At 43.9% G+C, this 20,659-nt stretch carries 20 protein-coding genes; 12 read left to right on the forward strand and 8 right to left on the reverse strand.

Going from position 1 to position 20,659, the window contains the following annotated elements:
* Positions 1 to 70: 70 nt before the first annotated feature.
* The 9 genes from L4D12_RS22880 (at position 71) to L4D12_RS22920 (ending at position 9,235) form a co-directional block, all read left to right on the forward strand.
* Positions 71 to 1,675: an ABC-F family ATPase gene (locus L4D12_RS22880; protein ID WP_428450140.1), complete on the forward strand. Its 1,605-nt coding sequence runs from the start codon at positions 71 to 73 to the stop codon at positions 1,673 to 1,675.
* Positions 1,676 to 1,731: 56 nt separating this feature from the next.
* Positions 1,732 to 2,139: a VF530 family DNA-binding protein gene (locus L4D12_RS22885; protein WP_428450141.1), complete on the forward strand. Its 408-nt coding sequence runs from the start codon at positions 1,732 to 1,734 to the stop codon at positions 2,137 to 2,139.
* 167 nt (positions 2,140 to 2,306) lie between these two features.
* Entirely contained in the window at positions 2,307 to 2,843 is a 537-nt protein-coding gene (locus L4D12_RS22890) for a cytochrome b (protein ID WP_428450142.1), read from the forward strand.
* Between the two features lies 1 nt (position 2,844).
* On the forward strand, positions 2,845 to 3,414 hold the full coding sequence (locus L4D12_RS22895) for a YceI family protein (RefSeq protein WP_428450143.1): 570 nt from the start codon (positions 2,845 to 2,847) through the stop codon (positions 3,412 to 3,414).
* A gap of 236 nt (positions 3,415 to 3,650) precedes the next feature.
* Positions 3,651 to 4,436, forward strand: coding sequence for a DUF2076 domain-containing protein (locus L4D12_RS22900; RefSeq protein WP_428450144.1), 786 nt, complete (start codon positions 3,651 to 3,653; stop codon positions 4,434 to 4,436).
* Between the two features lie 263 nt (positions 4,437 to 4,699).
* Entirely contained in the window at positions 4,700 to 5,038 is a 339-nt protein-coding gene (locus L4D12_RS22905; protein WP_428450145.1) for a c-type cytochrome, read from the forward strand.
* 5 nt (positions 5,039 to 5,043) lie between these two features.
* The gene (gene ccoN / locus L4D12_RS22910) at positions 5,044 to 6,459 is read left to right on the forward strand and encodes a cytochrome-c oxidase, cbb3-type subunit I (protein ID WP_428450146.1); all 1,416 of its coding nucleotides are present in this window, start codon (positions 5,044 to 5,046) and stop codon (positions 6,457 to 6,459) included.
* Positions 6,459 to 7,073: a cbb3-type cytochrome c oxidase subunit II gene (locus L4D12_RS22915; protein ID WP_428450159.1), complete on the forward strand. Its 615-nt coding sequence runs from the start codon at positions 6,459 to 6,461 to the stop codon at positions 7,071 to 7,073. Before ccoN ends, L4D12_RS22915 begins: the two co-directional genes overlap by 1 nt.
* 2 nt (positions 7,074 to 7,075) lie before the next feature.
* Positions 7,076 to 9,235 (forward strand): c-type cytochrome, encoded by a 2,160-nt coding sequence (locus L4D12_RS22920; RefSeq protein ID WP_428450147.1) that lies wholly within the window; start codon positions 7,076 to 7,078, stop codon positions 9,233 to 9,235.
* A gap of 99 nt (positions 9,236 to 9,334) precedes the next feature.
* On the opposite strand, the gene L4D12_RS22925 is transcribed toward L4D12_RS22920, so the two are convergent.
* The 5 genes from L4D12_RS22925 to L4D12_RS22945 all read right to left on the reverse strand — a co-directional run bounded on the left by L4D12_RS22925 (position 9,335) and on the right by L4D12_RS22945 (position 12,607).
* Positions 9,335 to 10,225 carry a 6-carboxytetrahydropterin synthase gene (locus L4D12_RS22925; RefSeq protein WP_428450148.1) on the reverse strand — a complete coding sequence of 297 codons (891 nt, stop codon included), beginning with the start codon at positions 10,223 to 10,225 and terminating at the stop codon, positions 9,335 to 9,337.
* 130 nt (positions 10,226 to 10,355) lie between these two features.
* Positions 10,356 to 11,033 (reverse strand): hypothetical protein, encoded by a 678-nt coding sequence (locus L4D12_RS22930; RefSeq protein WP_428450149.1) that lies wholly within the window; start codon positions 11,031 to 11,033, stop codon positions 10,356 to 10,358.
* A gap of 95 nt (positions 11,034 to 11,128) precedes the next feature.
* Complete coding sequence (locus L4D12_RS22935; protein WP_428450150.1) at positions 11,129 to 11,506, reverse strand: SpoIIAA family protein; 378 nt, start codon at positions 11,504 to 11,506, stop codon at positions 11,129 to 11,131.
* A gap of 138 nt (positions 11,507 to 11,644) precedes the next feature.
* Positions 11,645 to 12,052 carry a hypothetical protein gene (locus L4D12_RS22940; RefSeq protein WP_428450151.1) on the reverse strand — a complete coding sequence of 136 codons (408 nt, stop codon included), beginning with the start codon at positions 12,050 to 12,052 and terminating at the stop codon, positions 11,645 to 11,647.
* A gap of 135 nt (positions 12,053 to 12,187) precedes the next feature.
* Entirely contained in the window at positions 12,188 to 12,607 is a 420-nt protein-coding gene (locus L4D12_RS22945; RefSeq protein ID WP_428450152.1) for a methyltransferase family protein, read from the reverse strand.
* 153 nt (positions 12,608 to 12,760) lie between these two features.
* On the opposite strand from L4D12_RS22945, the gene L4D12_RS22950 reads away from it, so the two are divergent.
* The 3 genes from L4D12_RS22950 to L4D12_RS22960 all read left to right on the forward strand — a co-directional run bounded on the left by L4D12_RS22950 (position 12,761) and on the right by L4D12_RS22960 (position 14,444).
* Positions 12,761 to 13,267 carry a M48 metallopeptidase family protein gene (locus L4D12_RS22950; RefSeq protein WP_428450153.1) on the forward strand — a complete coding sequence of 169 codons (507 nt, stop codon included), beginning with the start codon at positions 12,761 to 12,763 and terminating at the stop codon, positions 13,265 to 13,267.
* A 90-nt stretch (positions 13,268 to 13,357) separates the two neighbouring features.
* Positions 13,358 to 13,786 (forward strand): DUF3010 family protein, encoded by a 429-nt coding sequence (locus tag L4D12_RS22955; protein ID WP_428450154.1) that lies wholly within the window; start codon positions 13,358 to 13,360, stop codon positions 13,784 to 13,786.
* Positions 13,787 to 14,060: 274 nt separating this feature from the next.
* The gene (locus tag L4D12_RS22960) at positions 14,061 to 14,444 is read left to right on the forward strand and encodes a DUF2799 domain-containing protein (protein ID WP_428450155.1); all 384 of its coding nucleotides are present in this window, start codon (positions 14,061 to 14,063) and stop codon (positions 14,442 to 14,444) included.
* Positions 14,445 to 14,505: 61 nt separating this feature from the next.
* Here the strand turns inward: L4D12_RS22960 and L4D12_RS22965 are convergent, their stop codons facing one another.
* From L4D12_RS22965 to L4D12_RS22975, 3 genes are all read right to left on the reverse strand, one after another.
* Positions 14,506 to 15,030 carry a P-loop nucleotide/nucleoside kinase family protein gene (locus tag L4D12_RS22965; protein WP_428450156.1) on the reverse strand — a complete coding sequence of 175 codons (525 nt, stop codon included), beginning with the start codon at positions 15,028 to 15,030 and terminating at the stop codon, positions 14,506 to 14,508.
* 12 nt (positions 15,031 to 15,042) lie between these two features.
* The gene (locus L4D12_RS22970; RefSeq protein WP_428450157.1) at positions 15,043 to 15,744 is read right to left on the reverse strand and encodes a class I SAM-dependent DNA methyltransferase; all 702 of its coding nucleotides are present in this window, start codon (positions 15,742 to 15,744) and stop codon (positions 15,043 to 15,045) included.
* A 211-nt stretch (positions 15,745 to 15,955) separates the two neighbouring features.
* On the reverse strand, positions 15,956 to 20,659 hold a 4,704-nt coding region (locus L4D12_RS22975; protein WP_428450158.1), incomplete at its 5' end, for a tandem-95 repeat protein.

The raw sequence follows: 20,659 nt of genomic DNA on the forward strand, positions 1-20,659 counted from the left end.
TCGCACTTCATCATTTTGGCCATTCTCGTTCGAGCAATATATTTGTCAGTAAGCACCTAGGAATACTTCTTTGATATCTACCGCTAACATCACGATGCAATTTGGCGCTGAGCCTTTATTTGAAAACATTTCAGCTAAATTTGGTAACGGAAACCGCTATGGTTTAATCGGTGCTAATGGTTGCGGAAAGTCAACATTCATGAAGATCCTAAGCGGTGCATTAACACCAAGCTCTGGTAATGTTTCGATCACACCAGGACATAAGTTAGGCGTACTGAGCCAAGACCAATTTGCATTCGAAGCATTCAACGTCATTGATGTCGTTATCATGGGTGACAAGAAGCTTTGGGAAATCAAACAAGAGCGTGATCGCATCTATTCTAAAGCAGAAATGACAGAAGAAGATGGCATGCTGGTCGCTGAGCTAGAGAGTGAATTTGCCGAGATGGATGGTTACAGCGCAGAAAGTCGCGCAGGTGATATCTTATTGCAAGCGGGTATTGAAGAAGAATTGCATTACGGCTTAATGCAGCAAGTATCTCCTGGCTGGAAATTGCGCGTACTACTGGCTCAGGCTCTATTCGCCAACCCTGATATTCTGTTACTTGATGAACCAACAAACAACTTGGATATTCACACCATTAACTGGTTAGCAGACGAGCTGAAGCAACGTAAATGCACGATGATCATCATCTCGCACGACCGTCACTTTCTGAACTCGGTATGTACCCATATGGCTGATATCGATTACGGTGAACTGCGTATTTATCCGGGCAACTATGAATATTTCCTAGAAGCGTCCGGGCTAATTCGTGAGCAATTATTGGCAAGTAATGCAAAGAAAAGTGCAGAGATCAGCGAACTGCAAGACTTCGTGAACCGTTTTGGCGCTAACGCATCAAAAGCAAAACAAGCCAGTTCACGAGCTAAGAAGATGGATAAAATTAAGTTAGATGAAGTGAAATCATCGAGCCGAATGAGCCCGTCTATCAATTTCGGTGAGGGTAAAAAACTTCACCGTCAGGCGCTTGAACTGATTGATCTTGGTCACGCATTTGATGATGAATTACTGTTTAGTGGTGGCAACCTACTACTGGAAGCGGGTTCACGCTTGGCTATTATCGGTGAAAATGGTGTCGGTAAAACCACACTATTACGTTGTTTGGTCAATGATCTCCAAGCAAAAGAAGGGATTGTTAAGTGGTCTGAAAATGCCTCTATCGGTTACTGCCCGCAAGATAGCACGGCTGATTTTGACAATGACTTAAGCATTTTTGATTGGATCTCTCAATGGCGTACTGCCAAGCATGATGATTTGATGGTACGTGGTATTTTAGGTCGTCTGTTATTTACCGCTGATGACGCCAACAAGAAAGCGAAAAACTGCTCAGGTGGTGAGAAAAACCGTTTGTTGTTTGGCAAATTGATGATGCAAGACATTAACGTGTTAGTAATGGATGAACCGACTAACCACATGGATGTCGAAGCGATTGAAGCGTTAAATAACGCGCTAAAAATTTATGAAGGCACATTAATTTTTGTCAGCCATGACCGTGAGTTTGTCTCATCATTGGCTACCCGCATTATTGATGTGAAAGAGAAGAAGTTAGTTAACTTCCAAGGTACCTATGACGAGTATCTTGATCACCAACTAAAAATGCAGCAAGTAGCCTAAATAATTATTTCAATACATGGTGGCCCACTGGGCTGCCATTGATTAAGGAATTCACGATGACTGATGAAGAAAGAATTGAACTGCAACAAAACAACCCGCTACATGGCCTGAAGTTAGAAACCTTACTGACCGAATTAGTGGATTTCTATGGTTGGGATATCTTGGATACCGCACTACGTTTCAATTGCTTCAATACCAAGCCGTCTATTGCAAGTAGTATAAAGTATTTGAAAAAAACTGACTGGGCACGCGAGAAGCTTGAAAACTTTTATCTCTACCGCTTCAAGCGCATGCCTAGAGCATCAGAGGCTGAGTTTGAAATCCCGCCTCGCTCTCGCACATTTCCACACGGATTAAAACCTAAAGAACCAATGGCGTTGACTGTCGAGTCCATTTTATTGTCTCAAGCCAAAGCGGCATCAGCACATAAAGAGCGTTCATCACGCGGTGGTCGACGTCGCTAAATAGCGTGTAGATATAACCTGATATTTCAAGGCCAAACGACAGCATTGCGTTTGGCTTTTGTTATCTTCGTCAATATATTTGATGTTGTTGTTCAACGTCGCCCTCTTATCTTCTTGCCAAGAATCACTACACTATATTCATATATAAACATAATAGTGATACAGCGATGGCAAGGGACAAACAAACCTATGATGGACTCTTCATTTTCATCCACTGGCTGACCGCCATCACCGTGATTGGACTTTTTGCTGCTGGCTTATGGATGGTCGACCTTAACTATTATTCACAATGGTATAAACCCGTTCCCCACTGGCATAAATCTGTCGGACTCTGTCTTGCCATCATTACCCTCTTCCGACTCGGCTGGAAATGTATTCGCCTCTCCCCTGCCATTGAAGGCGCACGTTGGGAGATTGCTGCTGCAAAGGTTGCCCATGCGCTCATTTATCTGCTGTTATTTGGCCTTTTTATCTCTGGCTACCTGATCTCAACAGCTGACGGACGCGCAATAGACATCTTTAACTGGTTCTCTATCCCCTCTGTCGGCGAGCTATTTCCAAACCAATCGGATATTGCCGGTGACGTGCATTACTACCTTGCTTATAGTCTGATCGGCCTGAGTGTATTGCATGCGATTGCTGCACTGAAGCACCATTTTATTAATAAAGACAACACATTAAAAAAAATGCTAGGAGTGAAATAAAATGAAAAAAAACCTTTTTACATTAGGGTTCATCGCCGCTATATCGATGCCTATGATATCGAACGCAGCCAACTATCAAATTGACACGAAAGATGCCCATGCATCAATTAACCTTAAAGTTGAGCACTTAGGTTATAGCTATATTAAGGGTCGCTTTAATACATTTGATGGTAACTTCAGTTACGATCCCCAAAATATCGCAGCATCGCAAGTCACAGTGACCGTTGATATGTCCAGCTTTGACACGAATCATGCCGAACGCGATAAACATATTCGCAGCAGTGACTTTTTAGATGTAAAAAAATATACCACCGCTACATTTACCTCAACCAAGGTTGAGCCAGAAGCCAATGGCAGAATGGCTATCCATGGCAATTTAACCCTGCACGGTCAAACTCACCCACTCATCATTGAGGCACAATTTATCGGTGAAGGTGATGACCCTTGGGGGGGATATCGTGCTGGATTTAGTGGCACAACACGTATTGAACTGGCCGACTACGGGATTCAAGTAATGGGAGCATCAAGCTACGCGGATCTAGAACTGCATGTTGAAGGTATACGTCAATAACCAAACAAAGCACAGTACAGTGGATCGACCCAAGTTAGCTCAATAGTGATAGATTCAGAGCCAGCTAGGGTGTATAAATCAGAAAGAAGAACAACACTTACTCAAGGTGTTCGAATAACAAGCAAACGATCCACTTAGTTACTGATAGTTACAGATTGTAATAGGAACCCTAGGCTAGGATGGTGGTCATAACAACAGGGCACAACAGCGTGCCACATTGAAAATGAAGGTAAACCATGACTCCACAAGAAAAAGAGCTCATTCAGAATGTAGCCAACAAGCTTAAGCAGAGCCCAAACAAAACGAAAGATGCGGATGCCGAGCAACTGATCACTAATGAAATTGGCTCTCAACAAGATGCTGTTTACAAGTTAACCCAAGCGGTACTTGTACAAGAGATGGCACTGAAAGAACTGAAACAAAAGAATGAGTACTTAGAGCAGTCTGCTGAGTACTACAAAGCGGAATCTAACCGTGGTACATTCAGCAAAATGATGGGAGGCAGCCGCCCTGCGCCTCAACCACCACAACCCATGCAGCAACCAAGTGCGTTTGGTAGCTTCATGCAAACTGCAGCAAGTGTTGCGGTAGGTATGGTTGCCGGTAATATGATCAGCAACGCACTATTCGGCAATGATGACCACGCTGCAGATACTACTGCAGCCGCGGATACAAGCGCTACCGATGCACCTGCAGACGCAACAACCGACGCACCAGCAGCAGATCCGACAGCAGATACTGGCGCAGCAGATGACAGCCTAGCCTCAGCCGATACTGGCGACAACGGCGGTAGCTTCCTTGATAACTCATCAGGCTTCGGTTCTGATTACACTGATAATACAGGTGGCTTTGGTGACGCTGGTTTCGGCGATGCTGGCTTTGGTGATAGCGGCTTTGGTGACAGCGGTTTTGGCAATGGTGGCTTCGATGACAGCTTTGCTAACAATGACAACGGCTTTGGTAGCGACGATAGCGGCTTCGGCGGCGATGATGACTTCGGCTTCGGTGACGACGACGTTTAATCGCCTCTTATATTGTTCTGTACCAATGAACATATAAATGTATATATTTTAAAAGCCTCCCTTTGTGGAGGCTTTTTTATTTCATCGAATTCGCCGATAGAACCCTGCCCATTATATTAATATTGAGACAGTGAAATCATAAATAACAGCTAGCATTCTGACACAAATTAAACACCCTGCGATTACGCCAAACACCGACTATTATTAGTATCAAAAATACGAATAGACACATTCATTCAAACAATTCCATTTAGGGTATTACGATGAATAAATGGTTAGTTACTGGTTATCTATGCTTGTTCAGCCATGTCGGCATTGCTGATGAACCCACCCAATTTGAAATTGGTAAAGAAAAAGCCAAAGTCTGTATGACCTGCCATGGTGTCGATGGCATCTCTGTGATTGATCCCTATCCTAACTTGCGTGGCCAACGAGCCTCGTATCTGGTTTCTGCGTTAAAAGACTACAAAGCTCGTGATCGCACCAGTGGTCTTGCTATCTTAATGCAACAACAAGCTGACACACTCACAGAGCAAGACATGAAAGACATTGCGCATTACTACTCAATGCTGGGTTCAGAAACAGACCGTAAAGCGGAGTAAACATCATGGCTGAGACGATACAGTATGACACGAAAGTTGTTCGCTATTTTATTATCGCTTCAGTTATTTGGGCGGTAGCAGGCACAACAATCGGTCTTATATTGGCGGCACAACTTTACTGGCCACAACTTAATTTCGATTCGCAATATTTCCAGTTTGGGCGGCTTCGACCACTGCATACGTCAGGTGTTATTTTTGGTTTTGTCGTCAATATACTGATGGGCAGTTCTCTTTATATTGTTCAACGTACCAGCCACGTATCGTTATTTAATAAAAGCCTGTCATGGATGGTATTTTGGGGCTGGCAACTGATCTTAGTTTTGGCTTTAATAACCTTGCCTTTAGGGTTTACCACCAGCAAAGAATATGCCGAGTTAGAATGGCCGATTGATATTATGATCGTCATTGTCTGGGTACTGTATGCTGTCCTGTTTTTTGGCACTATCGCCATACGGAAGGTCAGTCACATTTTTGTCGCTAACTGGTTTTTTGGCGCATTTATTATCGTGATTGCGATGATTTTCGTCACCAATAATCTCGAGTTACCTGTCACTATGTGGAAATCCTATTCCGTATACGCAGGTGCACAAGATGCCATTGTACAATGGTGGTGGGGACACAATGCCGTCGGATTCTTACTCACGGCTGGACTCATTGGAATGAATTACTACTTCATCCCTAAAGTGGCAGAGCGGCCTATCTACTCCTATCGACTGTCCATTATTCACTTTTGGGGGCTGGTCGGCTTCTACACATGGGCTGGCACCCACCATCTCATTTATTCCTCTGTGCCTGTATGGGTACAGAATATCGGTATAGTGATGTCGTTGATTTTATGGATCCCATCATGGGCTGGAGCCTACAACGCTGCCATGACCCTACTTTCCAATAAACCCAAGCTCAAACATGATTACATTATGTGGTTCTTTTTTTCCGCCATTTTGTATTACTGCCTCGCGACATTTGAAGGACCATTACTGGCAATTCGCTGGTTCAATATGATCGCGCACAACACAGAATGGGTTGTCGGTCACGTGCACTCGGGGGCATTAGGCTGGGTTGGTATGTCAGCCATTGCCGTGTTCTATTACTTCATTCCCCGACTCTGGAATAAAGAGACGTTATGGTCAAATAGGCTGCTTAAATGGCACTTTTGGTTCGCTCATATTGGTATTGTCTTATATGCCATTTCCTTATGGGTCGCAGGCATTGGCGAAGGCTATATGTGGTTGGCACAACAAGATAATGGCTCTTTGACCTACAGCTTTGTCGAAGCCATGGATTTCAAGGCACCATGGCTACTGATGCGCTTCATTGGTGGTGCATTCTTTGTCATCGGTATCTTAATGATGGTGGTTAATCTCTACAAAACGGTGTCATCAACCGCATCATCCACGGTGGCCATGGAGGGTAAGTCATGATCTTCAGCAAAGACTTTACCCAATCCGTATTCATTTTGATCATTTCAACCATCGCTGTTGCAGGTTTCTCGTTGCTTTCATGGGTTGTCCCCAATATTTTTATGGCGCACGATCTCGCTAAAATATCACAGGCAAAACCACTGACAGCATTAGAGCTGGAAGGGCGTGATATCTATATCAGTGAAGGCTGCCATGTCTGCCACACCCAAATGGTAAGGCCGCTTGAGGCCGAAATACTGCGGAGTGGACGAGCTAACAAGGAAGCCGATGACATCTATGAATTTCCTAATTTGTGGGGGTCAAAACGCACTGGCCCGGATCTCACTAATCTTGGCCGTAAATATACCGATCAATGGCACCTCATTCATCTGATCAATCCCCGCGATGTCGTGCCAACGTCGATAATGCCTTCTTATCCCTGGTTGTTTGATCAAATACTCGATGGCGATGTCATTGCCGACAAAATGCGTGTTTTACGCACGCTCGGGGTTCCTTACACCGATAGCGATATTGATGGTGCCCGCCTTGAGGTTGTAGGACGAACCCGTGGAGAGGCATTAATTAGCTATCTACAAAGTTTAGGTGTCGATACCATGCACGATCAGGAGCAATAACCATGACTGAATTCTGGAATATATGGGTAACTGTTCTGACCGTTGTGTTCCTTTTGATAATGGTATGGATCGTCATAAAGCACTGGCGCACCAACCACTTGGCCGATGCCAACAAAACTGTCGACTCATTTGATAATGTCGATGAAAATGACGGCCCTACCCCGCGTATTGTCTTTATTGCCTACTTCGTTGCTTTTGGCTGCGCAATTGTTTTTTTGATTTTGTACCCAGGTCTGGGAGACTGGCGTGGCATGCTCGGTTGGACACAAAATGATGATACACCAACAAACAACGCCGTTTCACTTCATGAGCAAATCGCCAGCATAGGGCCACAACCAACACTACAGGCACTGGCGGCAAATCCAGCGATTGTTACCTCGGGTAAGGCGCTATTTCAAACACACTGTGCGGCCTGTCACCGAAGTAATGGTCAGGGCCAAAAGCACTTTCCTAACTTAATTGACAACGTGTGGCAATACGGGGGGACTGATAAAGATATTCTTCATTCCATTAAACACGGTCGTGATGGCGCGATGCCGGGATGGCAAGCCACGCTATCTAAAGAAGATATTCAATATTTATCCTATTATCTGGCTTCTTTACAACATCGACCATTAAACGCACCTTCAGTCAGTATCGAACTGGGGCGAGAAATCTATACCGCTAACTGTGTTATTTGTCACGGTACAGAAGCCAAAGGCAATCAAGCAATAGGCGCATCAAACCTCTCAGACAGTGTCTGGGTCAATGGGGGGAGCCTAGAGGAGATCCAGCATACTATTAACTATGGGTTGAACAGTATGATGCCGGCTTTTGTTGGGCAACTGACAGATGATGACATATTCGCTCTCGGTGCGTTTATTACAGCGCAACGCCTTAATCGAGATGCAAAAATCGCAGCCCTGCCTAAAGATAAGATTGAGCAAGGTAAATATCTTGCGTCTGCTGGAGATTGTATCGCTTGCCACAGTGCAGAAGGCGGCGAACCATTTGCGGGCGGATTACCCTTTGTTACCCCATTTGGAACCGTATATTCCACCAATATCACCCCACATGTATCAGAAGGCATTGGCGACTACAGCTACGATGAGTTCAAAGCCGCATTATACGATGGAAAAGGCAAACATGGTTATCTCTACCCTGCAATGCCATATACCTCTTATCAATACGTCACAGAAGATAATGTACAGGCTTTATGGGATTACTTGCAGACGGTTACTGCTGTCGCCCGTCGAAACGACGAAAACAGTATGATCTTCCCGTCCAACATCCGATTAGGATTGCTGGGTTGGAATATCGTTTTCATGGATACAACACCGCTAAATCTTAGCGCTAACCTTCCCGCAGGGGGGTCTACACAACAAGCAGAAGCATGGGTTAGAGGAAAATATTTGGTCATGGGCCTTGGCCATTGTTCAGAATGTCATACACCGCGCAACATAGCTCAGGCACTTGAACCAAAAAGAATTTTCCAAGGCAATATTATTGACGGATGGAATGCCCCTGATATTACGGCCAAAGAACTTTATCAAGATAGGTGGGATCTAAAATCACTTACCGATTTCCTGCATACTGGCCACTCAGATAAAGGATCAGCGTTTGCCGGTATGGCCGATGTCGTCAAAAACAGTACCCAGTACATGACCCGTGATGATGTTGAAGCCATGGCTACATATTTACTTATTGGTGATGAATACAACCATATTCCACCGGATACGAAACAGCTACAGCCCTCAGGATTTACTGAACAAGCCATGCAATCTGAAACCTACGCTCTATTTTCGACAACCTGTGGTGTTTGTCATGGTGAAGACGGTAAAGGTCGTCCGCCAATTGCACCTACCCTACTCAATAACGGCATTATCATGCACAGTGATCCGTACAACACCATTGCCGTTACAATACGAGGGCTTGAACCGAGCTATCTTAATCAAGAAAAAAACTTTATGCCGATGTCGAGCTTTCAGAATGTTTTATCGGATACACAGCTATCAGAGTTAATCAGTTTTATCCGCTATTACTTAGGTGATCGCCGCATCCCTGTCACAGCCATCAACATAAAAGACGTAAGAGAGAAGCTACAAAAAGCGGGCTTTGCGGGAAACTTTCACACCACACCGGAGATGTACAACCAACGTGACCGAAATATTCACGTAGATTAGCACTAGCATAGTGCTCATAACGCATTCCAAGAAAAAGCCCCCTGATATGACTATCAGGGGGCTTGTTTTATTCAGAACGAAAAACGAGAGAAACAGCGCTTATTGACGACCTTTCACTGACGCCATCGCGCCTTTACCCACTCCTTCATATGCCACAACCTCTAGCGTACTAGCTGCTGCGACATCTGAACTCAATTGCTCCGCTATATACTGGGCAAGCAACTCAACCGTGGTATCCGTTTCCAGCATTTCTGTCGCATTACGAGCAATAGCCAATTCAAATTCACCCTGAGGAGCCAAATAGCGGAAACCGTAATGACTTTGATCACTGATAGCAGCATTATCACTCAACGCCAGTTGATTAACCTGACACACATCTTCCTGGCTACCCAGATAAATATCCTGCCAGCGAGCAGCCCATTGTGCTTCCAGTACCGCATCTCGCTGTCCATCAACAAACAATTCAACGGGTGAACGGTGACCATGTGCAATACGCTGACAGTTTCCATCATGCTTTTTTAAGCCATGACTGTAATGATAAAAAGCACCGTCGATTGTTTCATGGCGCAGTGTCAGTTCAAGCCCTTGCACATTCTTAGGAAGCTTGCCCTCAAGAACGTGATGAAGATGACGAGTCACTGAATCAATAGAAACGATGGAGTCATCAATAAAACAATAGGCTTGATCCGGACAATGAAGATGAATACTGCTATCACCACGTAACAAGTCAACCGTTGAATAATCCGCCTTGTGACTGGGTGCGATACAAATAGCGGCGTTCTGAGACGGCACAATCAGACGGTGATCAACATACTCATCAACGATCTGCTTGATCTGCTTTTTTACCCGGCTAAAGTCGAGCAACATGCTCATCTCATTGAGCTCACCCGACATCACCACATCGAGGATCCAACTCTCTCCCACCATACCTCGCTGTGCGCACAGGTATGAGGCATCAATGACAGTAAGATCTCTTACAAATAGCTTCAACTTGAAGTCCTTATTGATTCTGGTTGCAGCAGGGCATTATACGCGGCTCGAAGGATGAGTAAACCTTATACCCAAATGGCTTCAAGTCGCTTATTTCAGCACGTCTCATGAAGCCGCTTGGAAATAAAGGTTAAAAACGATACGTCGCTCCTACATATGCAGAACTTACGCCTTTCAGCTGAGTTTCAACTGTCACTGGCCCACCTTGGCGATGATCAGCCTGCCATGATCGACGATTAGAGGGTAATACGGTATGGCGCAAGCCCATTTCTAAACCAAAATCGGTCATCACCTGCCAACTAAGGCCAGCCTGAACACCAAAAACAATACCATTATCTTTAAACCCATCAGAAGAATTTGAGTCTGTTTTTGTAAAAGCATAACCCACATGCAGACCGGCGAAAGGACGAATATCTTGGCCTGGACGAAATAGATGATCGGCACTGATCAAATGTAAATTGACATTTGTATCATAAGCATTGTGCCCATTAAATTGAGTATTCGAATTGTGGTATTCATAGCTATAATAAACACGCCCTCGGCCATCTGGCGTATACACACCCAAATCAAAACCACCAAACGAATTCATCCCGCTATCTTCCGAATCAACGACACCGCCACCCGTTAACGTGGCGCTATCATCGTTACTCAGTAGGCTTCCACCCGCTTTAATCCCCGCATAATACTGAAAATGCTTTTCTATCAAAGGTTGATCAGCAAACGTATCGAATTCTTTCGCTCCATCACACCATGCGGTGATCGGTAACAAAGAAAACAACACGCCACCCGTTGTTATTATTTTTTTCATGCTAGTCATACCTGCAATGTTATACCCGCAATAACTTGCCTGTATATTAAATCAATTGATTTATCAATACCATACACATATGCTGTATTAACTCTTTACGCTTTCAACCAATTAATGGCATCTATAGAGTCCTCAAAATAACGAGTTTCACCACTGATAAACCATCCGCCGACTTTACTCATCACTTGTTGCCAGCGCTGATTGCCATAAATCGCGACTTTATTAAACTTTCGCCCATATTTGAGCCCGAGTTTAAGATCATCCCACGCAGCATGTAAATCCCACCCCTCAAATTCAGTACCATCAACATAAATATTGACGATGGGATCGTCGATACCATTCAAAGCATCTTCAATAAGTGGCGTGATTTTCTCATAGTCCTGATGGGTAAGTGTTCCAATGGCTTTAAACTCCATAAACACTTGGTTACCGACTTGCTCAACCTCGATATGAATACCATGGAGATAACTCATAAGACTCCCCTCTCTATCTACCGTCTCACAAGTGTAGTCGCTAAATCATGACTAACGTCCGGCAGCAACCAATGAATACAGCCCCTAGATAGCTTGATATAGTCAACAAACGCACGCAGCATAACGTTAGTACGTAAGTTAGTGGATGAGCATCGCTTCAATCGCTATTAACTGAGAATGTGCTAGCTTTGAACTCGGAGAAAAGAGAATCGACTCGTCATAATGAATTTCCACTTCGCCCGGTAATGGTTCTAATATTTTGTACAATTCCTTGAGCTGATATTCATCGATGGATCGCGATAGAATCACCTCTGTTCTCACTATCTCACATAACTGATAGCCAGCCTGCTCTACAGCGAGTTTTAACGTGGCGATTTCGACTCTCGCTTGATCAAGCAAATGGAGGTGCTTATTCACACCACCACAAAGATTGCCATGAAAGGGGGGCCTAACAAATGTGACGTCATCGCTGGTTGTAAACAAACACGCCAATGGCAATTTCATAATTGGCCATATATTCTGATTGAACGTCGACTTTAGCCCCATGCAACACTCCTTGCTTGAATCAAAACAAACGGTCTAACTACCTAATAAACAGTCGCTTAATAATCATAGCCAACATTACCCTTAGATATACGTACCTTATTGACTTAAGCATGAATGTCTCACCATTAAGACAACTCAACACCATCGACGCACATGCCGACAATAGTGCTCATAACGCTCACCAAACATAGCCTGTAACACGGCTTCTTCAGCAGCAATCTGAAAGTGATTCATATACAACACAAACAGAATCAACATCAACAGTGCAGACATCGCCGCAAAATAGATGAACGCAGCACACAAAAAACACAGCAACCCAAGATACATCGGGTTGCGAGAAAATCGATAAATGCCAGTAGTCACTAAAGTTGATGTTTTATTGGGATAACGAGGATCAATCGTTGTTTGCGCCCGAGAAAACGACATAATGGCAGCCAATCCAAAGACCGCGCCAAGGAAACAAAAGCACAAAACCGCATACTGTCGTCCAATAAAATCAAACGCATAGAGCGGCCAGTACTTCGCCAGACAATACATACCTATTAGTGTCAACATCAATATCAAAGGGGGTGGCAGCCGTAAACGCATCTTTTTCTCCGTCTTAGTGCAAGCAATTAGTGAGTAAAATAGTCAGGGTATTTTCGTTGCGTCTAAACCACAAGCTCGTTAATATTCGCCTCGAAATCGACATATCATAAAGCGAATATCATGCAAGAACTTAAATATCTTCAAGGTTATCCCGCCAATCTCATAGACCAAGTCAACACGCTGATCCGAGAAGATAATCTCAAGCGTTTCTTGCTGAAAAAATACCCAGAAGGCCATAACATTCAATCAGAAAAAGCCCTTTATGATTTTGTTATGGGTATTAAAAACCAGTATTTGCGTAAATCATCTCCGATCAGTAAAGTGGCTTTCGACAGTAAAATCCATGTCGTTAATCATGCGCTCGGCCTACACACGTTCGTGTCACGTGTTCATGGCAACAAACTGAAAGCCAAGAATGAAATCCGCATCTCAGCAGTATTCAAGCAGGCTCCTCTTCCGCTATTAACTATGATAGTCGTGCATGAACTCGCACATGTACGAGAGAAAGAACATAATAAGGCCTTCTACCAATTATGCTGCCATATGGAGCCTGACTACCACCAGCTTGAGTTTGATACCCGATTGCTGCTAACCCAGCTTGAGCTTGATGGCCCAATCTACTCTTAGTGGATTATTCACAGTTGCGGCATTTAAAAATCTGACATTTGCCACACTTTTGCCTACAATGGCCAGCTAACTATATATTTAGGTGTTTACATGAAAATTTGTGCTGTTGAGCTTCGTAGTAATGAAGCTATCATTTGCCTTCTGACGAAAAGTAACGGTCTGTTCGACATCCCTGAATGCCGTTCACAGAAGTTCATCATTCAGGACTCTCTGGACAATGAGCAGATGCGTAAATTCCAGCAGACGTTCAAAAAGCTTCTAGATGACTACCAAATTGATCGCGTTGTTATCCGTACTCGTGAAACGCGTGGCAAGTTTGCAGGCAGCGCAGTCGGCTTTAAGATTGAGGCAGCTATCCAGCTGATTGAAGGCGTTGAGGTTGATTTCCTTTCTAGCAATGAGATCAAGCAAAGCATTAAGCGTAACCCTCTGGTTATCGACTTCCGTGCAACTGGCCTGCGCCAATTCCAAGAAGCATCATTCATGACGGGCTATGCTTTCTTAAGCACCACTAAGTAGTCATTGTTCAGTTACGAGAAAGCCGGCTTTGCTGGCTTTTTTATGTCATCGAAAGTCCCATTGTAATTATCCCCTTTCTAATTCTTTCAGTTTTTTAATTTAATCACTAAAACTTGCCATATTTTTATCTTTTATTTTCAGTTTAGCTCGATGCTAATTTTATAAAATATAATAATTCAACAGTCCCACTAACTAATCGTCACATTTCATTAAAACAGGCTATCTTATTAATAGTGCTATTCAATACCATTTAGATAAAATGAAAGAGGGATACATGAATAAAATACTCTTCATATTGACAAGCTTGCTATTATTAGGTTGCAGCAATCATGAAAAATTAGTTAATCTTGCACAACAAGACCAATGGCGACAAGTTGGATTTATTGATGGAAACTCTGGTCATTATCAAAGAGATAAAAACGAACTTGAAAAGTTAAGTATGTTAACTAACAACGATTATGAAACATACAAAAAAGGTTACATGGAAGGTATTAATCAGTTTTGCCAACCTAGAAGAGCATACCAGCAAGGATTAGATGGCCAAGAATATCAAGGCCAATGTGTGAATTCATCAGACGAAAAATTAATAATTGAAGAATGGGATAAAGGCTACGATATATATACCATCGATGCTTCATTTTTATTTAGCAATGATTAACAATCATCATATAGGCCTTATATCCAACTCACCTCAACAATCACGCTAAAATCACCGTATTTTATTGAGGTCGGCTGGGTATAAAGGCCAACTTAACAAGCAATTCATCAAATGTATCTTCTATCGACTTCCCGCTAGTATCAAGTCTAACAACGTTGCTACTCCAAGGGTGATATTCTCGAAACTTAACCTGCTGCCATGTAGGTAATTCCAAGTTATTAATTGAACAGACTCTATGTTCAACCCGATATTGATGCTCGACAACATCAGAGCATGAAATTTCAATATCGACATACTCTGCCCCGGCATCAATCGCAACTTGCTGCCATTCCTTGCGAGTCAATACAATCGGATTACATGAATCAGCAATGACGGATTGCCTTAACGCTAAGTTATCATGGGCGATACGATAACTCAGCCGATAGCCTTCACCTTCCACATTTACACTACACAGATCACGTAGTCCCTGTTCTACGGTATCGATACGAATATACGTTACCGACAAATACTGAGCTAATCGCTGCGCTAACGTTGTTTTTCCCGATGCGGGTAAGCCCGAGAAAATATATAAGGTGGGTTGCTTCATTCTTTTCTCTTCTTACGCTAACTTTTGGCATTGAATAAAAATAAAGTTAGGCTTTTTTAACAGGAAATCATATGTTTCGGCGGACATCGCTTTCACCTCTTCTGAGACTTTCCCTTCGGTCAGTTGCGTCACAACCAGACCAGATCCTGTTATCGCAGCCATAATTTCTGAGAGAGAGCGTCGATAGAAGGAAACTTCAATTGGCTCTCCAATCGTATCCCATACATCTCTAACCAATTCGCGTTCAAAATAATTGCCTGATACCGAGCACTCAAAGTCAGCAAATGGGTGATGCGTTGAAAAGACCAAGCGACCGCCACACCTAAGGACTCTCGCCACCTCCCTAAACAAGGCGGTTAAATCTTCAAGGTAGTGAATGACAAGCGGACAGATGACCAAATCTGCGCTGTTCGAGGTTTCATTCACCAAACCAGCAGATAGATCTTGGGCGTACGCCGTCACCCGGTCACCCAATTTTCGCTTAACGATATTGACCATCTCTTCAGAGTAATCAATACAGGTGACTTTTCCGGCTCCGTTACTGATCAAGTAGTCGGCATACACACCTGAACCACAACCTAAATCCAGAACATCAAGATCGCGAATATCTCCGATCATCGCCTGCAATGATGGTCTTTCAAAATGTGCATTGTAAATATTATCTTGAATCGCCGCGTCATATTGCTCGGCATATTTTGTGTACATCGCTGACATTGAAGTGGTCTCAATAATATACTCGTTAATTATTGAGACAATATAATCGCATATTCACAGGTGTGAAATGATCTGATTCCGAAAATTATCAGTATTTATCCGCGCATCTTAACGTGCAAGGTTCTAATAGGGCTCAGAGTACTCAATTCGAACATAGCGCGGAAATGATAACTGCTGGCTCCCTATCGAGAGCCAACAATGGATGTACGATTTACACTACATTATCATCGACTATTCCATGATCATCCTGCTGAGATGAATGCTCGTCATTCTCGTAGGAGGAGCTGTCATCCATCACATCAATCCCAGTATCTCGGTTATCGCCCTGCATCCAGTCACCGACGCCGGAATCTTCACTCTGGCTCCCTAGTGGCTCATCTTGACTCCGGTGGCTGGTTTGCATTGCGTGAGCGTCATCTATCTCAATCGTGACATCGCCCGTTGCGCCGTCCACGGGTTCTCCAATCTCAGTTTGCCCCTCAAAATGGACAGTAGTGCTCCCCTCATGCTCATCCGACAAGCTCATGGTTGCCGGGCGTGCTAAATCACCGCTTACAGTATAAGAGCCATCATCATTCAAAATACCGTTAGAGATTGTTGCACCTTCAGGCAAATTACTGATTTCAACCTGAACAACATCAGGGTTATCCGTTATCTCATCAGGAATATCAACACGTATCGTTCCTCCCGGTGCGACACTGATATCGGCTCCGCCCTCATCGACCTCACGAGCTTCAGCTGCGTCACCTAGTGCTTCATCATCCAAGACCGTTGTCTGGGTATCAAATTCGCGTTCCACCCCAAGAGCTTCATCAAACTTAACTTCCGAGGTTGCTTCTGGATCGCGGTATTCATCAACCTCTAAGGTTAATTCATGTAGCGTATTACTCTCGCCTTCCGATGTTGTCACTTCAAGATCCAGCTTTCCATTAAACTCTTCGTCCGTCCAGAATACCCATCCGCTATCACCGTCTTCAACCAGTGTTCCAGCCTCGCCATGATACTCTACAGTTGTAATTTCAGTCCCTTCATGCAAGTTTAGCGATGCTAAAATATCACTATCAGCAAGCTCTAACGCACCGAACTCATTCAGCATAAAGGCTGATTCAGGTTCGGATTCAGTAACATTGACATTAAAGTGGCTGCGTACACTGTCTTCACCATCCGTTGCAACGAACGCAATTTGAGCTTCACCGTTATACCCTTGTGCAGGAGAAAAACTATATTCTCCCTCACCATTAACGGCTAACACACCCTGCCCTGAGATTAACTGAACGGATTCTATGCTTAACGTGTCATTATTTGCATCAGAGAGTTGTGCCAATAAATCACTGTCTGTAAAGGTAAGTGTGTTATTCGCATCAATCTCTGTTGTTGCAATACGCTCAACAGCCGGTGCTTCATTACTGTCGCCATTGTATAATGACGAAGGATCTGGCTCGTTCACTGCTATTGAACTTTGCACATCGATATTATTGCCATCATGTATTACCTGATAAGCAAAATCGACATCACCCGTAAAGCCTTCTGCAGGACTAAATGACCACGAACCATCACCATTATCAACCAGTTCACCTTGGCTACGGTCAATCAAATGAACACTATGTACTTCATCCCCATCGCTGACATCAATGCCATCAGCCATTGCCAGCAAGTCATCCATCGATAACACCATCGACTCCCCTGCCGAGGTATCGAAATCAGCATAACTTTCAGTTGGCTGCAAAAGCTGACTTGATGATTCATCACCATAATCTGCAGTTGTGGCTGACACCGTCACGAAGAAACTCCCCGTAAAGTCTTGCGGCGGGATCATTGACAGATCATTGACGCTCCATGTTGTTACATCAATCACTTGCCCCTCATCAGTGATAGTAATTGTATTGACGCCATCAGAAACTTCAAACCCCACTGGAAAGCCAGTGATCACAAGATGACTAAGCTGCTCGGATGCATCTATCATCTCAACATTCAGTCCTAATAACCCAGGCATCCCCTCATCAAAGACCAACGGCCCTTGATGATCGGTGGTGATCACAGCTCCATCAGCCACAGGGCGGACATAAACAGGCATCTCCAGCATGGTTGTTAAGCCATCAGGATCTTTCACTTCCACTTGCAATTCAGCCGTACCCGAATAATTTTCAGCCGGTGTAAATGTCCAAGAGCCATCTTCGTTTTTACTGACCGTCCCTCCCTCTTCCCCCTCTACGGTAATAATGCGTGAAATAACTAAATCATCATCATCAATATCACCAAACAAATCCAACATATCATTGGCATTGAACGTAAATGCACCATCTTCATTAGTGGTAAGGTGAGCATTACCATGATTAAATGGCGCATCATTCACAGGAAGCACATCAACTTTCATTGCGCCATCAACGCTATCGTTCCCATCAGAGACGGTATAATTCAATTCAATTAAACCGTTAAAGTCAGGTGGCGTAATGAGGTGGTACATTCCATCTTGCTGCAACTGTAATTGACCATTTGCAGGTTGCTTTAGAGAAAGATCATCCAATGACAATGTATCACCATCAGCATCACTGGCCTGTTTGAGGATATATGCGGGATCAATGACTAGCACTTGATCTTCATCGACATTGAAACTCAAACTCGGAGCAATAGGCTCATCATCGACAGGGGTGACATCAACCGAAACCGTTGCGGTATCTGTTGAGCCATTACCATCAGATACCGTATAAGTAAACGATGCGGGACCGTTATAATCAGGATCGGGTGTAAAAACCACATTTCCATCGTCATCTAAATGAACGGTACCATGTGTGTCTTCTGTCGCATCAACATCGGTAATCGTTAGTCGATCGCCATCTGCATCGGTATCATTGAGCAATAAATCAGCAGAATTTAAAATTAACTGACCATCTTCTTCCACTTCTATCGCGCGTGATGTGATGCCTTCTTGAATATCGATTAACTGCTCGGTCACATTGAGTGTTTGATCGGCGGTACTGTAATTCAAATCAAGATTCATAGCATGAGTAACCTCACTACCATCAGCCTGAATTGTCGTCATCTGAATTTCTTCAGACATCGTGCGAGATACCGTCATATTCTGCACAACATAGGTGCCATTACTGCCCGTCGTACCAAGAGTAAAGTGATGAACTGGAACATCCGTCGTGAATACATATTCGTCTTGGTATTCACCCGAATCGCGATAGCCTCCCTGAGCATCAATCAGATTTCCATCTGCGTCATAGGCCTTAATCATGACTTCAGTTGCATGGCGGCTAGTTTCATCAAAATAACCGCCTAACCCATCAAGTTGGAACGTAATTTGATTAACGTCTTCGCCTTCAACCGTTACCGTCAACATCTCATTCGTATCAAGCCCTTTGCGAGTTTCATTGCCGATCCCTGCCCCGACATGGCTGCCCGCACCATTCCACGCCGCCAATTCGCCAGTATTCACTTGTGTGGTAATGGTGACACCATCTTCTTCATATACCGCAGTATCACCGTCTACCGTTCCCCAATCCTCCACTTTTGCCTGACCGTCAAAAACTTTGGTGTCAGTGTTACTATCAAAGCTCCCAACACGAATATCTCGAGTGTCGGCCTGGATTTCTTCAGTATTAGGCGTGAATTGAACTTGTGTATCTGCAGGATATTCAATCCCCACCACCATATCCGCCCATTCACCATTTTCATCTTGATATTGTACAGAACCATGTTCAGGTGCAGCATCAAGCCTGATCATTGGATCTGAACCATCAAGTCGATTTTCATCTTGTGCGATAACAGGATCGTTGACAGGATTAACGGTTAAATCGACCCCGGTCGACACCGTATACTCACCATCAGTGACATCAAAAGTTAAATCTAAATCTCCATTGAAATTCTCAGCAGGGACAATCGTAAACGAACCATCCTCATTAACTGTTACCTGGCCAAATGCCTCTAATTGAAGGTTTACGGCAACTAAAGTGTCACTGCTATCGATGTCTGTCACATGCATCAGCAATTGTTCTTGGCTGAGTGTAATCGAACCATCTTCATCGACGTTGTAAGCAACATTACCACTCACAACCGGGCTGTCATTAACGGCTAACACATCGACATTCGCAGTGGTGGTGGCGATAGCTCCATCCTCATCTTTGACGGTAACATCAATAGAGACATCACCATCAAAATTAGGGTTTGGTGCAAATGAATACGTACCATCACCATTATTCGTTAAGATGCCATCTTTACCGCTATAACTGACATCGGCAATACTGACATCACCTTCAGCATCGCTACTGTTTGCGAGAAGTTGATCATTGCTAAAGGTCAATATCCCATCTTCATTTACTGAATAAGAGGTCGACCCCACTACGGGTATATCGTTAACAGCTTCAACTTTGATATCAATATTCGCCAATGTTGAAACCGTTCCGTCACTGACACTAAAACTTAAATCAACCTCACCGTGAAAATTTTCGTTAGGCGCAAAGGTATATGTACCATCTCCATGATCAGTAAATACACCATTAGCCCCGCTGTAATTCACAGATTCAACGGTTAAATCATCGTTATCAATATCTGTTGCACCAGCAAGTAAATCTTCATCGGTAAAGTTTAAAGTACCATCTTCATTGACGGTAAATCCCTGATCATTGACCACCGCCGCATCATTCTCTGCCGCAAGGTCTAAATTACCACTAGCTGGCGTGATTGCCCCGTCGTTGTCATTGACATCAAAGCTGAACGGGACATCGCCGTTGTAATCGGCGGCGGGGGTAAAGGTGAAGGTGCCGTCTTCGTTATCAACCACACTGCCGTACTGCTCATCAATCTGCAGGTTCAGCGCGGTGAGGTTATCGCTATCAATGTCGGTGGCGTTTTGCAGCAGCATCTCTTGAGTAAAGACAATCGAGCTATCTTCAGTACCAGCTAATGCCGTGTC

The organism is Photobacterium nomapromontoriensis, from assembly GCF_050336815.1.
GTDB classification, from domain to species: Bacteria; Pseudomonadota; Gammaproteobacteria; order Enterobacterales; family Vibrionaceae; genus Photobacterium; species Photobacterium nomapromontoriensis.

Coding starts and splice junctions, on each gene's coding strand:
- ccoN (WP_428450146.1), top strand. CDS start 5,044: ATGGCTGAGACGATACAGTATGACACGAAAGTTGTTCGCTATTTTATT.
- L4D12_RS22930 (WP_428450149.1), bottom strand. CDS start 11,033: ATGAAAAAAATAATAACAACGGGTGGCGTGTTGTTTTCTTTGTTACCG.
- L4D12_RS22960 (WP_428450155.1), top strand. CDS start 14,061: ATGAATAAAATACTCTTCATATTGACAAGCTTGCTATTATTAGGTTGC.
- L4D12_RS22940 (WP_428450151.1), bottom strand. CDS start 12,052: ATGGGGCTAAAGTCGACGTTCAATCAGAATATATGGCCAATTATGAAA.
- L4D12_RS22935 (WP_428450150.1), bottom strand. CDS start 11,506: ATGAGTTATCTCCATGGTATTCATATCGAGGTTGAGCAAGTCGGTAAC.
- L4D12_RS22905 (WP_428450145.1), top strand. CDS start 4,700: ATGAATAAATGGTTAGTTACTGGTTATCTATGCTTGTTCAGCCATGTC.
- L4D12_RS22900 (WP_428450144.1), top strand. CDS start 3,651: ATGACTCCACAAGAAAAAGAGCTCATTCAGAATGTAGCCAACAAGCTT.
- L4D12_RS22955 (WP_428450154.1), top strand. CDS start 13,358: ATGAAAATTTGTGCTGTTGAGCTTCGTAGTAATGAAGCTATCATTTGC.
- L4D12_RS22890 (WP_428450142.1), top strand. CDS start 2,307: ATGGCAAGGGACAAACAAACCTATGATGGACTCTTCATTTTCATCCAC.
- L4D12_RS22885 (WP_428450141.1), top strand. CDS start 1,732: ATGACTGATGAAGAAAGAATTGAACTGCAACAAAACAACCCGCTACAT.
- L4D12_RS22950 (WP_428450153.1), top strand. CDS start 12,761: ATGCAAGAACTTAAATATCTTCAAGGTTATCCCGCCAATCTCATAGAC.
- L4D12_RS22965 (WP_428450156.1), bottom strand. CDS start 15,030: ATGAAGCAACCCACCTTATATATTTTCTCGGGCTTACCCGCATCGGGA.
- L4D12_RS22945 (WP_428450152.1), bottom strand. CDS start 12,607: ATGTTGACACTAATAGGTATGTATTGTCTGGCGAAGTACTGGCCGCTC.
- L4D12_RS22895 (WP_428450143.1), top strand. CDS start 2,845: ATGAAAAAAAACCTTTTTACATTAGGGTTCATCGCCGCTATATCGATG.
- L4D12_RS22920 (WP_428450147.1), top strand. CDS start 7,076: ATGACTGAATTCTGGAATATATGGGTAACTGTTCTGACCGTTGTGTTC.
- L4D12_RS22970 (WP_428450157.1), bottom strand. CDS start 15,744: ATGTCAGCGATGTACACAAAATATGCCGAGCAATATGACGCGGCGATT.